Consider the following 15454-nt stretch of genomic DNA (forward strand, 5'->3'; position numbering starts at 1 on the left):
CGGTGGCTGTGGAGCGCTCGCCAGGCGCGTCATATTCCGCCGTCGTCCCGGGCAAGCCACGACGCCGCGAAGCGCCGGCGGGGCGCCGACCCGGGACCCATACGCCCAGGCGGTGATGAGGCGGCAAGCTGGAGCCACAGCATGCCCAACACGCAGGACGGTGGCTATGGGTCCCGGGTCTTCGCCCGGGACGACACCGAGTTTGACGCTACTCCGCCGCCTGCAGCACGGCCTTGGATTTCGGCGGCGCGATCCAGAACGCGATCGGCCGCTCGAACAGGAAGCGGGCGCCGACAACAAGCGCGAGGCGCCAGATCACGAGTGCGCCGAGCACGCCGGCGATGGTGACCAGCAGCGAGATCGTGCCGACGTCGGCGATGATCCCCGTCTTCAGCAGCACGGTGCGCGTCGCCGCCATCGGCAGGAAGAAGGCGAGATAGATCACGATCGAATGCTCGCCGCAGAACCTGAGCGCGGTGAGCAGTTGGGCGCGCGCGAGCAGCGTGCCGGCGATGATGATGGCGACCGCGCCGGCATAGCCGAGCGTCAGGGAGATCACCGGCCACTCGCTGACGCCGAGCGTCACGAGGCCCTGGTTGATCACCGCCCAGGCCAGCAGGCCGGCGACGGCCAGCAGGGGCTGTGCCCGCGCGCGGTCCGACACTGCGAAGATGTAGTTCGCGAACAGATAGCCCGAATAGATGTAGACGAAGCGGGCGCAGAACTCGTCGATGACGGTCCAGCCGGTCACGATATGCGACATCTCGAGCCCCGCGGCGATGCCCCAGATCACGGGCGCCGGGGCCTTCCGCGTCAGCTTGATGACGACGAAGAAGATCGGCAGCAGGTAGATGAACCACAGCGTGCCGAACGGCTCGATGAAGGACTCCAGATACAGGTAGCCGGCATGCTGCCAGCCGGAGGCGGCGGCGAAGCCGGGCGCCTTGAAGCCGAACTGGATCGTCACCCACAGCACGTAGAAATAGGCGAAGTGGACGACCTTGCGGTCGATGTAGGTGCGCCAGTCGCGATCGATCACCAGCGGCAGGAACAGGCCGGAGATCAGGAAGAAGTCGGGCATCCGGAACGGCTTGGCGAAGGCGACGACGGCATGCATGAAGCCGGTCTCGCCGGCGGCGAGCTCCACGCCGAGCACCGAGTGCATCATCACGACCATGATGATGCAGATGCCCTTTGCGTAGTCGACCCAGTCGATGCGCGCCTCGGTTCCCACCGTCTGCGGCGTGCCATTTGCGGTCATGCTGTCCCTCTCTGGCGCGGAGCTGCCGCATCTTCGGGCAGAGCCGTTAATACTCCCTGCTGTCATCCAAACGTCATGCCGTTTTCTAAATTCCCCTTGGGCCGCAAATGGTCTAAGACGCTGAAGTATTAACCTTGAAGGGTGGGTTTCTATGCGAATTGCGATGATCGGCACGGGCTATGTTGGGCTGGTGTCCGGTGCCTGCTTTGCCGATTTTGGGCATCAGGTCACTTGCGTGGACAAGGACGAGAGCAAGATCGCCGCGCTTCATCGTGGGGAAATCCCGATCTTCGAGCCCGGGCTGGATGCGCTGGTCGCGGCCAATGTGAAGGCCAAGCGGCTCGATTTCACCACCGATCTCAAGCAGCCGGTTGCCGAGGCCGATGCCGTCTTCATCGCGGTCGGCACGCCGTCGCGGCGCGGCGACGGCCATGCCGACCTGTCCTACGTTTATGCCGCCGCCCGCGAGATTGCCGCGTCGCTGACCGGCTTCACGGTGGTCGTGACCAAATCGACGGTGCCGGTCGGCACCGGCGACGAGGTCGAGCGCATCATCCGCGAGACCAACCCGGCGGCCGATGTCGTCGTCGCCTCCAACCCCGAATTCCTGCGCGAGGGCGCGGCGATCCGCGACTTCAAATGGCCTGACCGCATCGTCGTCGGCACCGATGATGATCGCGGCCGCAAGGTGCTCGGCGACATCTATCGCCCGCTGTCGCTGAACCAGGCGCCGGTGATGTACACCGCGCGTCGCACCGCCGAGCTGATCAAATACGCGGCGAACGCGTTCCTCGCCACCAAGATCACCTTCATCAACGAAGTCGCCGATCTCGCCGAGAAGGTCGGCGCGGACGTCCAGGAGGTCGCGCGCGGCATCGGCCTCGACAACCGCATCGGCGCGAAATTCCTGCATGCCGGCCCCGGTTTCGGCGGCTCGTGCTTTCCGAAGGACACGCGCGCGCTGATCAAGATCGCGCAGGACTACGACACGCAGCTGCGCATCGTCGAATCCGTGCTGGCGGTGAACGACAACCGCAAGCGCGCGATGGCGCGCAAGGTCGCGCACGCGGTCGGCGGCAACCTGCGTGGCAAGACGGTCGCCGTCCTCGGCCTCACCTTCAAGCCGGAGACCGACGACATGCGCGAGGCGCCGTCGATCCCGCTGGTGACCGGGCTGCTCGACATGGGCGCCAAGGTGCGCGCGCATGATCCGGTCGGCATCGAGCAGGCCAAGAAGGAGCTGCCGGAGATCGCCTATTTCGACGATCCCTATGATTGCGCCGCCGGCGCCGATGCCATGGTGCTGGTGACCGAATGGGTGCAGTACCGCGCGATGGATCTCGATCGGCTCAAGCAGGTGATGGCCCATCCGGTGGTCGTCGATCTGCGCAACGTCTATCGTCCGGACGAGATGGCGGCCCACGGCTTCGTCTATGAGAGCGTCGGCCGTCCGTCGGTGACGGGTGCGTGACACGCCGTTGTCATGGGCCGCGCAGGCGGAGTATGCACGACGACCGATTGCCGCGAGGTGATCTGCACTGACTGGATCACCCGCTTCGGCGGGTGATGATTGGTTGATCGATTGCCCCTTCGCTTCGACACGCCGCTGCCGATCGACGCCGTGCTGGACGAATTGTCCGGCACGCTCGAACGCAGCAACACCGCCGTCCTGGTGGCGCCGCCGGGCGCCGGCAAGACCACGCGGGTGCCGCTGGCGCTGCGCGATGCGCCGTGGGTCCGGGACAAGAAGATCATCGTGCTGGAGCCGCGCCGCATCGCGGCCCGCGCCAGCGCCGAGCGCATGGCCAAGTCGCTGGGCGAGCGCGCCGGCGACACCGTCGGCTATCGCGTGCGCTTCGGCTCGAAGGTGTCGCGCGCGACCCGCATCGAGGTCGTCACCGAGGGCATCTTCACACGGCAGATCCTCGACGACCCGGAACTGACCGGCGTCGCCGCGGTGCTGTTCGACGAATTCCACGAGCGCTCGCTCGACGCCGATCTCGGCCTTGCTCTGGCACGCGATGCGCAGCAGGGCCTGCGCGAGGATCTCCGCATCCTGGTGATGTCGGCCACCCTCGACGGCGCCCGCGTCGCCGGCCTGCTCGGCGATGCGCCGGTGGTCGAGAGCGAGGGCCGCGCCTATCCGGTCGAGACGCGCTATGTCGGCCGCAAGCCGGATGCACCGGTCGAGCGGCAGATGGCCGAGACCATTGCGAGCGCCCTACGCGCCGATGCCGGCTCGGTGCTGGCCTTCCTGCCCGGCGCCGCCGAGATCCGGCGCACCCAGACCATGCTCGCCGAGCGCGTCCACGACGCCAGCATTGAGATCGTGCCGCTGTTCGGCGCGCTCGACGCCGCGGTCCAGGACCGCGCGATCTCGCCGGCGCCGAAGGGCCACCGCAAGGTGGTGCTGGCAACCTCGATCGCCGAGACCTCGCTGACCATCGAGGGCGTGCGCATCGTGGTCGATTCCGGCCTCGCCCGCGTGCCGCGCTATGAACCCGATATCGGCCTGACCCGGCTGGAGACGGTGCGGGCCTCGCGCGCCGCCGTCGACCAGCGCCGCGGCCGCGCCGGACGCACCGAGCCCGGCGTCTGCTACCGGCTGTGGGACGAGCCGCAGACGGCCTCGCTCGCGGCCTATACGCAGCCCGAGATTCTCAGCGCCGATCTGTCCTCGCTGGTGCTCGACCTCGCGCAATGGGGCGTCAGCGATCCCGCGAGCTTGAGCTTCCTCGATCCGCCGCCGCAGCCGGCCTGGAAGGAGGCCCGTGGTCTCCTCAACGAACTCGGCGCGGTCGATGCCGACGGCCGGTTGACGGATGAAGGGCGCCGGCTGCGGGCGTTGGCGCTGCCGCCGCGGCTGGCGCGGATGATCGTCGATGCCGCCGATCACGGCGCGGCCGCGCAGGCTGCCGACATCGCGGCGATCATCACCGAACGCGGGCTGGGCGGCGACAGCGTCGATCTCGAAGTCAGGCTCGATCAGTTCCGCCGCGACCGTTCACAACGGGCGCAGAGCGCGCGCGACATGGCGCGCCGGTGGGCGCAGCAGGTCAGTACCGCCCCGTCGTCGCAAGGGGCGGGGGAGCTGACTACCGGTCTGATGCTGGCCTTCGCCTTCCCCGACCGCGTCGCCCGCAATCGCGGCAATGGCAGCTTCGTGCTGGCCAATGGCCGCGGCGCGGCGGTCGAGCAGACCTCGTCGCTGGCGCGCGTGCCCTATATCGCCGTCGGCGAGCTGACCGGGACGGCCGCCAGCGGCCGCATCCTGCTGGCTGCGCCGCTCGCGATCGAGGACATCGAGCGCCACTTCGCCGCGCACCTCGAGGCGAAGGACGAGGTCAGCTTCGATTCCACCGCCATGGCGCTGCGGGCGCGGCGCCGGCGCAAGTTGCATGCGATCGTGATGGCCGATGCGCCGGTGGCGCTGACGCCATCGGAGGACACTGCGCGCATCTTCGCGGATGGTCTCTGCGCGGCCGGGCTGGACCGGCTGCCCTGGTCGAAGGCCGCCAAGCAATGGCGCGACCGGGTGACCTTCCTGCGCAAGGCCGAAGGCGACAGCTGGCCGGACCTGTCGGATACGGGTCTCGCCGAGCGGCGCGAGGATTGGCTGGTGCCGCTGCTCGCCGACAAGATTTCGCTGAAGGAGGTGTCTCCCGGCGATGTGTCGGATGCGGTGATGGCGCTGCTGCCCTGGGATCTCCGTGCCCGGCTCGACAAGGAGGCCCCGACCCATTTCGAGGCGCCGACCGGCACCATGCTGGCGATCGATTACGAGGCCGAGCAGGGTCCGACCATCGCGGTGCGGCTGCAGGAGCTGTTCGGGCTGAACATTCACCCGTCGATTGCCCGCGGCGCGGTGCCGCTTGTGCTGGAGCTGCTCTCGCCGGCGCAGCGGCCGGTGCAGGTGACACGCGATCTGCCTGGCTTCTGGCGCGGCTCCTATGCCGCCGTCCGCACCGACCTGCGCGGCCGCTATCCCAGGCATCCCTGGCCGGAGGATCCGGCCAGCGCGGTGCCGACCCGGCGCGCCAAGCCGCGCGGGACCTAGCTGATGCAAATTATACCGTCTGCCTGGCCGGCGTTAACGCTTCACTCATCGTTTTCGCCAAAATGGCTCCGGCAGCCGGTCCGCCTCAGTCGCCCCCCAGCGGCTTTGATGCTCCAATCGGAGGCGGTGTAGCGTTGGATGGCGTTGTATGCGTAACATCATGATCTTCGCGGCTGTGCTCGTGGGGCTCGGCACCTTCATGGCGCAGCTCGCCGATCGTCTGACGCCCGCATCGGCTGCCGCGACGCCTTCCGCCCGTGCGGCGACGATGGAACCGGTCGCTGCCGGCCGCAGCCTCAGCATCCCCACGGACCGCCGCGGTCATTTCCGGGCCGACGGCCGCATCGACGGCCAGCGCATCAGCTTCATGGTCGATACCGGGGCCTCGATGGTGGCGCTCAACGAGAGTTCGGCGGCCCGTTTCGGCCTCCGCCCGGCCCGCGGCGACTACACCGCGACGGTGACCACCGCCAACGGCACGGTCAAGGCTGCGCGGGCCCGGCTCGCGATGGTCGAGCTGGGCGAGCTCACCGTCCGCGACGTCGATGCGCTGGTGCTGCCGGACGCGGCGCTGTCGGAGAACCTGCTCGGCCTGTCGTTCCTGTCGAAGCTGAAGCGCTTCGCCTATGCCAACGGGCAGATGGTGCTGGAGCAGTAGCCCGCGCCAAATCTGCTTGGTCGACGCGTCGGCTGCCCCCATATACCAGCAGGTTCGGTGATCGGGCGGGCCGGTGCATTCTGCCCGATTGTTGCCTGCATTCATCTGCCTTCTGCCATTGTCCGATCATGTCGTGCCGCGCGCGACCGTTTTCTCCTTTGATGTGATTTTCTGAGGCCTCCCCTGATGTTTCCCAAGCCGAAGCCCGTCCTGCGCCCGAACACCTACGCCTTCGAATCAGAGCCGATGGTGAAGCCGACGGGTTTTCGCGAATATGACGCGCGCTGGCTGTTCAACAAGGAGATCAATTTGATGGGGGTGCAGGCGCTCGGCATGGGGCTGGGCGCGCTGATCGCCGAACGCGGAGTCAAGCCGGAGATCGTCACCGGTCATGATTTCCGCGGCTACTCCGCCTCCATCAAATACGCGCTGATCTCCGGCCTGATGGCCGCCGGCTGCAAGGTGCACGATATCGGCCTCGCCGTGACGCCGATGGCCTATTTCGCCCAGTTCGAGCTCGACGTGCCCTGCGTCGCGATGGTGACGGCCTCACACAACGACAATGGCTGGACCGGCGTGAAGATGGGCGCCAACCGGCCGCTGACCTTCGGGCCTGAGGAGATGACACGGCTGAAGGAGATCGTGCTCAACGCCGAGTTCAAGAACGAAGGCGGCGGCTCCTATCAGTTCCACGAGAATTTTCCGGCGCGCTATATCGCCGATCTCACCAACCGTCCCAAGCTGAAGCGCAAGCTCAAGGTTGTCGCGGCCTGCGGCAACGGCACAGCTGGTGCGTTCGCGCCGCAGGTGCTGGAGGCGATCGGCTGCGAGGTGATCCCGCTCGACACCGAGCTCGATCACACTTTCCCGAAATACAATCCCAATCCCGAAGACATGGAGATGCTGCACGCCATTCGTGACGCCGTGCTCGCCCATAAGGCCGATGTCGGCCTCGGCTTCGACGGCGACGGCGACCGCTGCGGCGTGGTCGACAACACCGGCGAGGAGATCTTCGCCGACAAGGTCGGCGTGATGCTGGCGCGCGACATGTCGGCGATTCACAAGGATGCGCAGTTCGTGGTCGACGTGAAATCGACTGGCCTGTTCATGACCGACCCGGTGCTGCAGGCGCAGGGCGCGAAGACCGAATATTGGAAGACCGGCCATTCCTACATGAAGCGCCGCACCAACGAGCTCAAAGCGCTCGCCGGCTTCGAGAAATCCGGCCACTTCTTCTTCAACAGGCCGTTCGGCCGCGGCTATGACGACGGTCTCGTCTCGGCGATCGCGATCTGCGAGATGCTCGACCGCGCGCCGGGCAAGTCGATGGCTGATTTGAAGGACGCGCTGCCTAAGACGTGGTCGTCGCCGACGATGTCGCCGCATTGTGGCGACGAGGTCAAATACGGCGTCGTCGATGCCGTCGTGAAGCACTTCCAGGCGCTGCAGCAGCAGGGCGGCAAGGTGGCGGGTCAATCAATCCGCGATCTCGTCACCGTCAATGGCGTCCGCGTCACGGTCGAGGACGGCAGCTGGGGGCTGGTGCGGGCGTCATCGAACAAGCCGGAGCTTGTCGTCGTAGTCGAAAGCCCGGTGTCGGAGCAGCGGATGCACGACATGTTCGAGGCCGTGAATGTCGTGCTGCGCACGCATCCGGAGGTCGGCGCCTATAACCAGACGATCTGACGCGACAGCGCGAGCATGCCGACTCACGAGGCATGCTCGCCGACGTTCAGCGATGCGAACTAAGCGGCTCGCAGCGACTTCAGGAATTGATCGACCTCGGACTTGAGCCGCGCCGATTGCGAGGACAGGCCGTTCGCGGATTCCAGCAGCCGGGACGCCGCTCCGCCGGTCTCGTTGGAGGCGTTCGTGACGCTGCCCATGCTCTGGCTGACCAGCCGCGTGCCTTCCGAGGCCTGCTGCACATTGCCCGAGATCTCGCCGGTCGCGAGGCCCTGCTGCTCGACCGCGGTGGCGATTTCCTTGGAGATCCCGTCGATCTCCGCGATGGTCCCGCCGATCAGCTGGATGGCGCTGACGGCATCTCCGGTGGCGCTCTGGATGCTCTGCACCTGGCTGGAGATCTCCTCGGTCGCTTTCGCGGTTTGATTGGCCAGCGCCTTCACCTCGCTGGCCACGACGGCGAAGCCCTTGCCGTGCTCGCCGGCGCGGGCGGCTTCGATGGTGGCGTTCAGCGCCAGCAGATTGGTCTGGCTGGCGATGGTCTGGATCAGCGTCACCACCTCGCCGATCTTCTGCGTGCCCGCGGCAAGGCTTTCGACCACGCTGTTGGTGCGGCGCGCCTCCTCGGCGGCTTTGGCGGCGATTTCCGCCGAGCGTGTCACCTGCTGGGAAATGCTGCCGATCGAGGCCGTCAGCTGTTCGGTCGCGGCCGCGACCGTCTCGACATTGGTCGAGGCGCGCTGTGAGGCCTGGGCGGCCGCCGATGTCTGGCGCGAGGCTTCGGTGCTGTTGCGGCTCATCAGGGATGACAGGTTCTGCACTTCGTTCGCGGCGACTGCCACCGCCTCGACGATGCCGCCGATCTTGCGCTCGAACCCCTCGGCGAGGGCGCGGCGCGCGGCCTCGCCCTGGTCCTTGGCACGGTGCTCGGCCTCGATCCGCTCGGCGTTGGCACGCGCTTCGGCTGCGATCGCCGCGTTGGCTTCCGCGGTCTTGCGCATGCTGGTTTCGAACAGCTGCGTCAGCTTGAGCGCGAGCGCGACCAGGACGCCCGCCTCGATCAGGAGGATCACGGCATGCAGCACGACCCGGCCGAAATCAGCGCCGCCTGGATAGATGGCGGCTGGAAAGACAAAGTTCAGCACCAGATGGTGGAGCGCGACGGCGACGGTTCCGGCCACGATGGGCCGATAGTCGCAATAGGCGACGAGGCACGCCAGCGCGGCGAAGAAGTACATGTGCATGTCGATCTGCCACGCATGCCCGGACATCTGATAGACGAGCACGGACACGCCGCCCATCAGGGCGACCGCGACGGTGAGCTGGGTCGACAGGTTATCACCGGCGCTGCGCCAGGAGAGCGTCGCCACGACGGCGAGCGCGGCCATCATCATGGTCGGCATCATCCAGTCGCCGCGCGACAGTCCGATGATGAGGGACAGTGGAACGTGAATCCAGAGCACCGCCAGCAGGAGCTTGCTGGTCGTGCCACGGAGAATTGCCAGATCGTCGGTCTCGCCGGTCATTCCCATCCCCCGATATTGATCATTTTGTAAGGCAGGCGGAGACCGCTTGCGGGTCGATGATGAGCCAGGCTCCCGCCTCGCGCAGCCGCGCCAAGCCGTCATGATCCCCGGGCCGGACCACCAGCAGCGACGATAGATTTGTCGTGCGCACGAGAGCGGCGTCAGCCGACGCTGTAGCCAGCATCGTCTGCTGCGCGCTCCACCAGGGTGGAAAGGCGACGGCCACGATCTCGCGTCCGGGACGTACCTGCAGCGACAGCGCTGCCACCCCGACGAAGCTCGCGATCAAGAGGGCAATTGCATTCAGCCAGGCGCGCGACGACGAAGGTATTTTTGCACCGGACATCATCACATCTGAAGATAGATGGATGGAGATAACTTCCGGTAAACGATAACCGGAGAGGACGTAAAAATCCGGGCCAAGGCCGGCGACGATCCTGCGGCATGACCCAAGTGAACGGCCGGACTTCCCGGCTGACCTAGACCGGCGGCACCGGCAGCGCGGTCACCGACTTGATCTTCTCCATCGCGAAGCGCGAGGTGACGTTCTTGAGCGGCACGGCGCTGATCAGCTTCTTGTAGAACACGTCATAGCTCTGCATGTCCGCGACCACGACGCGCAGCATGTAATCGACATCACCGGCCATCCGGTAGAACTCCATGACCTCGGGCATCGAGCTGACGGCTTCGGCGAATTTCTTGAGCCAGGCCTCGGAATGGTCGGCGCTCTCCACCGAGACGAACACGGAGATGCCGAGCCCGATCTTGTACTGGTCGACCAGGGCCACACGGCGCAGGATCACGCCATCCGCCTCCAGCCGCTGGATGCGCTTCCAGCACGGCGTCGAGGACAGCCCGACCCGGTCGCCGATCTCGGCGACGGAGAGGGACGCGTCCTCCTGCAGGACCATCAGGATCTTGCGGTCGATGGCGTCGAGCCGGCGGTTGGCTTCGGGGCTCTGGGCGGAGACGTCGGACATGGAGAAATTTGTTCCATATGAAGGTCAGGAAACCCTCATATAGAGAAAATCGTTCCAAAGCAAGGATCGGCCATTCACGCCCCTGATGCGGTCGGCCGAGAGGGTGATTTTGCACGGCGATGGTGTTTGGGTGCCTTCAGACGCCGTCCTTGAGCCAGCGTCCGACCAGATGGTGGGCAATCGCGAACGGATGCGGACCAGCCAGCCCGTCCGGATGCTGCCGCTGCAGCATGAGCCGGGCCTCGTCGCGGCTGAACCAGCGGACGTCCTCGAGCTCGTTGCGGTCGATGACGATGTCTTCGTTCAGCGCCCGCGCACTGCAGCCGATCATCAGCGACGAGGGGTAGGGCCAGGGCTGGGTCATGTAGTAGGCTACGTCGGTGCAGCGGATGCCGGACTCCTCGAACACCTCGCGCCGGACGGCGTCCTCGATCGTCTCGGCGGCTTCGATGAAGCCGGCGAGGCAGGAATACATCCCGGCCGGAAACTGCTTCTGCCGGCCGAGCAGGCAGTTGTCGCCGGAGGCGACCAGCGAGATCACGACCGGGTCGGTGCGCGGGAAATGCTCGGTCTTGCAGTTCGGGCATTCGCGCTTCCAGCCGCCCTCGCGCATCGCGGTCTTGGTGCCGCAATTGGCGCAGAAGCCGTGGCGCTGATGCCAGGACACCATGGACTTGGCCATCGCGATGGTCGCCAGCTGGTCGACCGGGATCGCGCCCTGCATCGCCATCCCGCGCAACTCGGTCACCGAGACGTCGTCGCGGCCTGCGAGCTTTTCGACCGCCGCCGGCGAGATGCCCATGCCGAACACGGCCGCGCCCTCCTGCAGGCCAAGGAAGATCGTGCCGGGATTGGCGCCGAATTTCAGCGCCTCGTCGATCGACAGCAGGGCGCGGAGCTGGTCGCCGTCACGCTTCAGCACCAGCGAATCGCGATGCACCACGTAAGCGCGCGTCGACGGCTTGCTCTCGAAAGCCAACAGCTTGTCGTCATGAAAACGCAGATGCGCGGCGCGCTCGATCGGATGGCCGACGAAGGCCGGCTTGCCCAGCGGAAACAAGTCGAATGGCGACATCTCTCACCCTAGCCAGATCTTGCGCCTGATCGCGCCGATGAAACTCTCGACCTCCTGCGGGTCGTGCGGCACAGGAGGGGCGACGCCCCACACCGGGCGCGGCCACGCCACGTCACTGGTGCGGCGCGCGATGATGTGGACGTGCAACTGCGGCACCATGTTGCCGAGCGCGGCGATGTTGAGCTTGTCGCATTTGGTGATCTCCTTGACCGCGCGTGAGACTCGCGTGATCTCGGTCATCAATTGGGCCTGGGCGACCTCGTCGAGATCGATGATCTCGACCGCGCCTTCGCGGCGCGGCACCAGCAAAAGCCAGGGATAATTGGCATCCTTGATCACCAGCACGCGCGACAGCGGCAGGTCGCCGATATTGATCGTGTCCTTCGCAAGTTGCGGATGCAGCGACCAGGCTGATTCGGGCATGCGGTGGTGTTCCTGGCAGGGCGGTCAGGCGGGAAGATCGACGGCACCTAAAGCCTTTCCGAGCTGCGGCACAAGCCCGCGCGGTGGCGGGCCGGTCCGGCGAAGCTCGCGCTTGCTTTCCGGACGGTTTGGCCCCAAATAGGCAGCGGGAGATTGGCGGTGGACGAGCCACTCGCCAACCGGGTCAGGTCCGGAAGGAAGCAGCCCTAACGAGGTCCGGATCGGGTCGCTCGTCAGTCTCCTACCTGTTTTTCGAGCGAATCGCGCAAAGTCGGCGGGGACCCCGCGCAGGGCGGGCGCTCGACCGCACTCCGGTTGATTGCGTCGAAGCCGTTGGCGTCGACGACCGCGATCGAGACCGGCCTGGAATACTCACTTGCGGATCGATCGATGACTGACGCTGGCGCCCCACCCGTTCCGCCCGACAGCGCCGACGCTCCCGCCAAGCCCTACAGGGTCCTGGCGCGCAAATATCGCCCCTCAAGCTTCGCGGATCTGATCGGCCAGGAGGCCGTCGTGCGTACTGTCTCGAACGCATTCGAGACCGGCCGTATCCCGCAGGCCTGGATTCTCACCGGCGTCCGCGGCGTCGGCAAGACGACCACCGCGCGCATTCTGGCTCGCGCCCTGAATTACGAATTGCCGGATGGTTCGGTGAAGGGACCGACCATCCACATGCCGGTGCTCGGCACCCATTGCCAGGCGATCATGGAAAGCCGGCACATGGACATCCTGGAGATGGACGCGGCCTCGCACACCGGCGTCGACGACGTCCGCCAGATCAATGACAGCGTGCGCTATGCGCCGGCCAGCGCGCGCTACAAGGTCTACATCATCGACGAAGTCCACATGCTGTCGACGGCGGCGTTCAACGCCTTCCTGAAGACCCTCGAGGAGCCGCCGGAGCACGCCAAATTCGTGTTCGCGACCACCGAGATTCGCAAGGTCCCGGTGACGGTGCTGTCGCGCTGCCAGCGCTTCGATCTCCGCCGCGTCGAGGCCGACGTGCTGATGAAGCACCTCGCGGGCATCGCCACCAAGGAAGGCGTGACGATCGAGCCCGAGGCGCTCGGCATCATCGCGCGCGCCGCCGAAGGCTCGGTGCGCGATTCGCTGTCGCTGCTCGACCAGGCCATCGCGCACAGCGCGGGCGAGGTGCGCGCCGATGACGTCCGGCAGATGCTCGGCCTCGCCGATCGCACCCGCGTCATCGACCTGTTTCATCACCTCGCGAGCGGCGACATCGCCGCGGCTTTCAAGGAATTCCGCGAGCAGTATGACGTCGGCGCCGATCCCGTGGTCGTGCTGTCCGACCTTGCCGAATTCGTGAACTTCGTCACCCGCGTGAAGGTCGTGCCGGCCACCGCCGACAACGTCGCCTTCAGCGAGACCGAGCGGCTGCGCGCGCGCGACTTCGCGACCAAGCTGTCGATGCGCGTGCTGTCGCGGATGTGGCAGATGCTGCTCAAGGGCATCGCCGAGACGCAAGGCGCGACGCGTCCGGCGGCCGCGGCCGAGATGGTGCTGGTACGAATCGCCTATGCGGCCGATCTGCCGACCCCGGACGAAGCCATTCGCATGATCGACCAGAACGGCGGCGGATCGCCTGTTCTGACGAATGGCGGCGGCGGCCGCTCTGCACCAGCGCCGAGCATGAGCGCGGCAGCGCCGCCGGTGATGAGTTCGGCATCGATGCAGGCCCCGCGCATGCAGGGGCCGACGCTGGCCGCGGTCGGCGGCGGCATGCGCCCGCAGGCGATGGCGTCGCAGCCGGCACCAGCCCAGCAGGATCAGCCCGCGCTGCGGCTTGGAAGTTTTCAGGAGCTCGTTGCGCTCGCCGGGAAAAATCGCGACCTGATCACCAAGAGCGCGCTCGAGATGGACGTGCGCCTCGTCCGCTTCGAGGAGGGCCGCCTCGAGATCGCGCTGGAACGGACCGCGCAGCGCTCGCTTGTCTCGGACCTCGGGCGCAAGCTCGAGGATTGGACCGGCCGGCGCTGGACCGTGATCGTCTCCAACGAGCAGGGCCAGGCGACCTTGCGCGAGCAGAACCTGCGCGCCAAGAGCGAGCGCGAGGCGGCAGCCGAGGCTGACCCGCGCGTGCAGGAGATCCTGGCACGGTTCCCGGGTACCAAAGTGATCGAAGTGCGTCGGCTCGCCCCCGAGCCGCCCGAATCCGACGCCAGTGCTGTCGAGCCGCCGGACGAGTCCGATTCCGACAATGATGATGATTTCTAGAGCATGATCCGGAAAAGTGGGAACCGGTTTTCCGAAAGATCATGCTCACCAAAAAGGCTGATGACGAGGTGCTCCGATGGCTGACTTTCTCGGCATGATGAAACAGGCGGCGCAACTGCAATCGAAGATGCAGGAGATGCAGGCCGAACTCGGCAACGTCGAGGTCGAGGGCATCTCCGGCGGCGGTCTCGTCGCCGTGCGCATGACCGCCAAGATGGATGTGAAGTCGATCAAGATCGATCCGTCGCTTCTGAAGCCGGAAGAGGCCGAGATCCTGGAGGATCTGCTGGTCACCGCGCATGGCGATGCGCGTCGCAAGGCGGAGGCCGCGATGCAGGAGAAGATGCAGGCCATCACCGGCAAGCTCGGCCTGCCGCCGGGCTTCGGCTTCGGTTAGTTCATGATCGTCGTGACCTGATGGCCGTCGCCGGTCCTGAAATCGAGCGCCTGATCCAGTTGCTTGCGCGCCTGCCCGGCCTCGGGCCGCGCTCGGCGCGGCGCGCTGCGTTGCATCTGATCAAGAAGCGCGAGGCGCTGATGGTGCCGCTGGCGTCGGCGCTACAGGTCGCGATCGACCGCATCCAGGTGTGCAAGACCTGCGGCAATATCGATACGCAGAGCCCCTGCACGGTGTGCACCGATCCGCGGCGCGATCCGGCGATGATCGTGGTCGTCGCCGATGTGGCCGATCTCTGGGCGCTGGAGCGCGCCAAGGCCTCCAACGGCCGCTATCACGTGCTCGGCGGCACGCTCTCGCCGCTCGATGGTGTCGGCCCGCAGGACCTCACCATCGACGCGCTCGTGCAGCGCGCGCATGCGCCGGAAGTGTCCGAGATCATCCTGGCGTTGAACGCCACGGTGGATGGCCAGACCACGGCGCACTACATCACCGACCTCCTGCAGGAGGCGAACGTCAAGGTCACGCGGCTGGCGCACGGCGTGCCGGTCGGCGGCGAGCTCGACTATCTCGACGAAGGCACGCTCTCGGCCGCCATGCGGCAGCGGACCTTGTTCTAAGCACAGACGGAAGTGAATGATGACGAATTGCGGATTCGGCAAACGGCTGGCTTTGGGCGCGATTTGGATGGCGCTCTCAGTGCCCTCCGTGCTCGCCCAGCAGGGCGAGGTGGCACAAAAGGCCGGCAAGCCGCTCAACACCGGCGACGTGCTGTCGGGCGAATTGAACGCGCTGAAGGTCAAGGGCGCCAAGCCGGGCCAGCCCACCGCCGCCTATCAGATCACCAGCGAGCCGCGCCGCCTGCCGCCGCCGAGCGGCCTGTGCAATCTCGAGACCGGCCCGGAGACGTTCCAGCTGGTCACTGCGACGCCCGCGCAGGCGTCGCAGCTGAAGGGCCTGCTCGGCAAGCAGATCGCGGTGAAGGTCGACGAGATCGCCTGCGCTCAGGACGCCGGGCAGATCAGCGAAGCTGTCGTGACAAAGTGGAGCTTGGTAAAGCGGTGATCCTCGGCTAATACTACTGCGTCACAAATTTCTTCTTTTTGGCTTTGGCGCGAGGCCGCAACATGGGCATCGAGGTAAAGTTCTGGCC

General features: G+C 66.4%; 14 protein-coding genes and 1 other RNA gene. 9 read left to right on the forward strand and 6 right to left on the reverse strand.

Annotated features, from left to right (window positions below):
• Nucleotides 1-208 precede the first annotated feature (208 nt).
• Nucleotides 209-1261 (reverse strand): acyltransferase family protein, encoded by a 1053-nt coding sequence (locus ACQR1Y_RS22505; RefSeq protein ID WP_434877975.1) that lies wholly within the window; start codon nt 1259-1261, stop codon nt 209-211.
• A 151-nt stretch (nt 1262-1412) separates the two neighbouring features.
• Here ACQR1Y_RS22505 and ACQR1Y_RS22510 point away from each other — a divergent pair, with 151 nt between their 5' ends.
• The 4 genes from ACQR1Y_RS22510 to ACQR1Y_RS22525 all read left to right on the forward strand — a co-directional run bounded on the left by ACQR1Y_RS22510 (nt 1413) and on the right by ACQR1Y_RS22525 (nt 7662).
• Nucleotides 1413-2732, forward strand: a complete 1320-nt coding sequence (locus ACQR1Y_RS22510) for a UDP-glucose dehydrogenase family protein (protein WP_434877974.1) — start codon at nt 1413-1415, stop codon at nt 2730-2732.
• 111 nt (nt 2733-2843) lie between these two features.
• Complete coding sequence (gene hrpB, locus ACQR1Y_RS22515; RefSeq protein WP_434877973.1) at nt 2844-5318, forward strand: ATP-dependent helicase HrpB; 2475 nt, start codon at nt 2844-2846, stop codon at nt 5316-5318.
• Between the two features lie 160 nt (nt 5319-5478).
• Nucleotides 5479-5976: a TIGR02281 family clan AA aspartic protease gene (locus tag ACQR1Y_RS22520; protein ID WP_434861820.1), complete on the forward strand. Its 498-nt coding sequence runs from the start codon at nt 5479-5481 to the stop codon at nt 5974-5976.
• Nucleotides 5977-6162: 186 nt separating this feature from the next.
• On the forward strand, nt 6163-7662 hold the full coding sequence (locus tag ACQR1Y_RS22525; RefSeq protein WP_434877972.1) for a phosphomannomutase/phosphoglucomutase: 1500 nt from the start codon (nt 6163-6165) through the stop codon (nt 7660-7662).
• 59 nt (nt 7663-7721) lie between these two features.
• Here the strand turns inward: ACQR1Y_RS22525 and ACQR1Y_RS22530 are convergent, their stop codons facing one another.
• The 5 genes from ACQR1Y_RS22530 to ACQR1Y_RS22550 all read right to left on the reverse strand — a co-directional run bounded on the left by ACQR1Y_RS22530 (nt 7722) and on the right by ACQR1Y_RS22550 (nt 11666).
• A complete protein-coding gene (locus ACQR1Y_RS22530) occupies nt 7722-9188 on the reverse strand; it encodes a methyl-accepting chemotaxis protein (protein ID WP_434877971.1) in 1467 nt (488 codons plus the stop codon).
• A gap of 19 nt (nt 9189-9207) precedes the next feature.
• On the reverse strand, nt 9208-9534 hold the full coding sequence (locus tag ACQR1Y_RS22535) for a hypothetical protein (protein WP_434877970.1): 327 nt from the start codon (nt 9532-9534) through the stop codon (nt 9208-9210).
• A 133-nt stretch (nt 9535-9667) separates the two neighbouring features.
• Entirely contained in the window at nt 9668-10168 is a 501-nt protein-coding gene (locus ACQR1Y_RS22540; RefSeq protein ID WP_257170229.1) for an Lrp/AsnC family transcriptional regulator, read from the reverse strand.
• A gap of 136 nt (nt 10169-10304) precedes the next feature.
• Nucleotides 10305-11243 carry an NAD(+) diphosphatase gene (nudC, locus tag ACQR1Y_RS22545; protein WP_434877969.1) on the reverse strand — a complete coding sequence of 313 codons (939 nt, stop codon included), beginning with the start codon at nt 11241-11243 and terminating at the stop codon, nt 10305-10307.
• A 3-nt stretch (nt 11244-11246) separates the two neighbouring features.
• Nucleotides 11247-11666 (reverse strand): HIT domain-containing protein, encoded by a 420-nt coding sequence (locus ACQR1Y_RS22550; protein ID WP_434877968.1) that lies wholly within the window; start codon nt 11664-11666, stop codon nt 11247-11249.
• Nucleotides 11667-11814: 148 nt separating this feature from the next.
• Here ACQR1Y_RS22550 and ffs point away from each other — a divergent pair.
• The 5 genes from ffs to ACQR1Y_RS22575 all read left to right on the forward strand — a co-directional run bounded on the left by ffs (nt 11815) and on the right by ACQR1Y_RS22575 (nt 15366).
• Nucleotides 11815-11911, forward strand: an RNA gene (gene ffs, locus ACQR1Y_RS22555) — signal recognition particle sRNA small type.
• Between the two features lie 145 nt (nt 11912-12056).
• Complete coding sequence (locus tag ACQR1Y_RS22560) at nt 12057-13904, forward strand: DNA polymerase III subunit gamma/tau (RefSeq protein ID WP_434877967.1); 1848 nt, start codon at nt 12057-12059, stop codon at nt 13902-13904.
• A gap of 76 nt (nt 13905-13980) precedes the next feature.
• The gene (locus tag ACQR1Y_RS22565; RefSeq protein WP_006611474.1) at nt 13981-14301 is read left to right on the forward strand and encodes a YbaB/EbfC family nucleoid-associated protein; all 321 of its coding nucleotides are present in this window, start codon (nt 13981-13983) and stop codon (nt 14299-14301) included.
• Nucleotides 14302-14321: 20 nt separating this feature from the next.
• Nucleotides 14322-14921, forward strand: coding sequence for a recombination mediator RecR (recR, locus tag ACQR1Y_RS22570; RefSeq protein ID WP_008964175.1), 600 nt, complete (start codon nt 14322-14324; stop codon nt 14919-14921).
• A 19-nt stretch (nt 14922-14940) separates the two neighbouring features.
• On the forward strand, nt 14941-15366 hold the full coding sequence (locus ACQR1Y_RS22575; RefSeq protein ID WP_434861808.1) for a hypothetical protein: 426 nt from the start codon (nt 14941-14943) through the stop codon (nt 15364-15366).
• The last annotated feature ends 88 nt before the right edge of the window (nt 15367-15454 follow it).

It is taken from the genome of Bradyrhizobium sp. HKCCYLRH3099 (assembly GCF_051167855.1).
Taxonomy (GTDB): Bacteria; Pseudomonadota; Alphaproteobacteria; order Rhizobiales; family Xanthobacteraceae; genus Bradyrhizobium.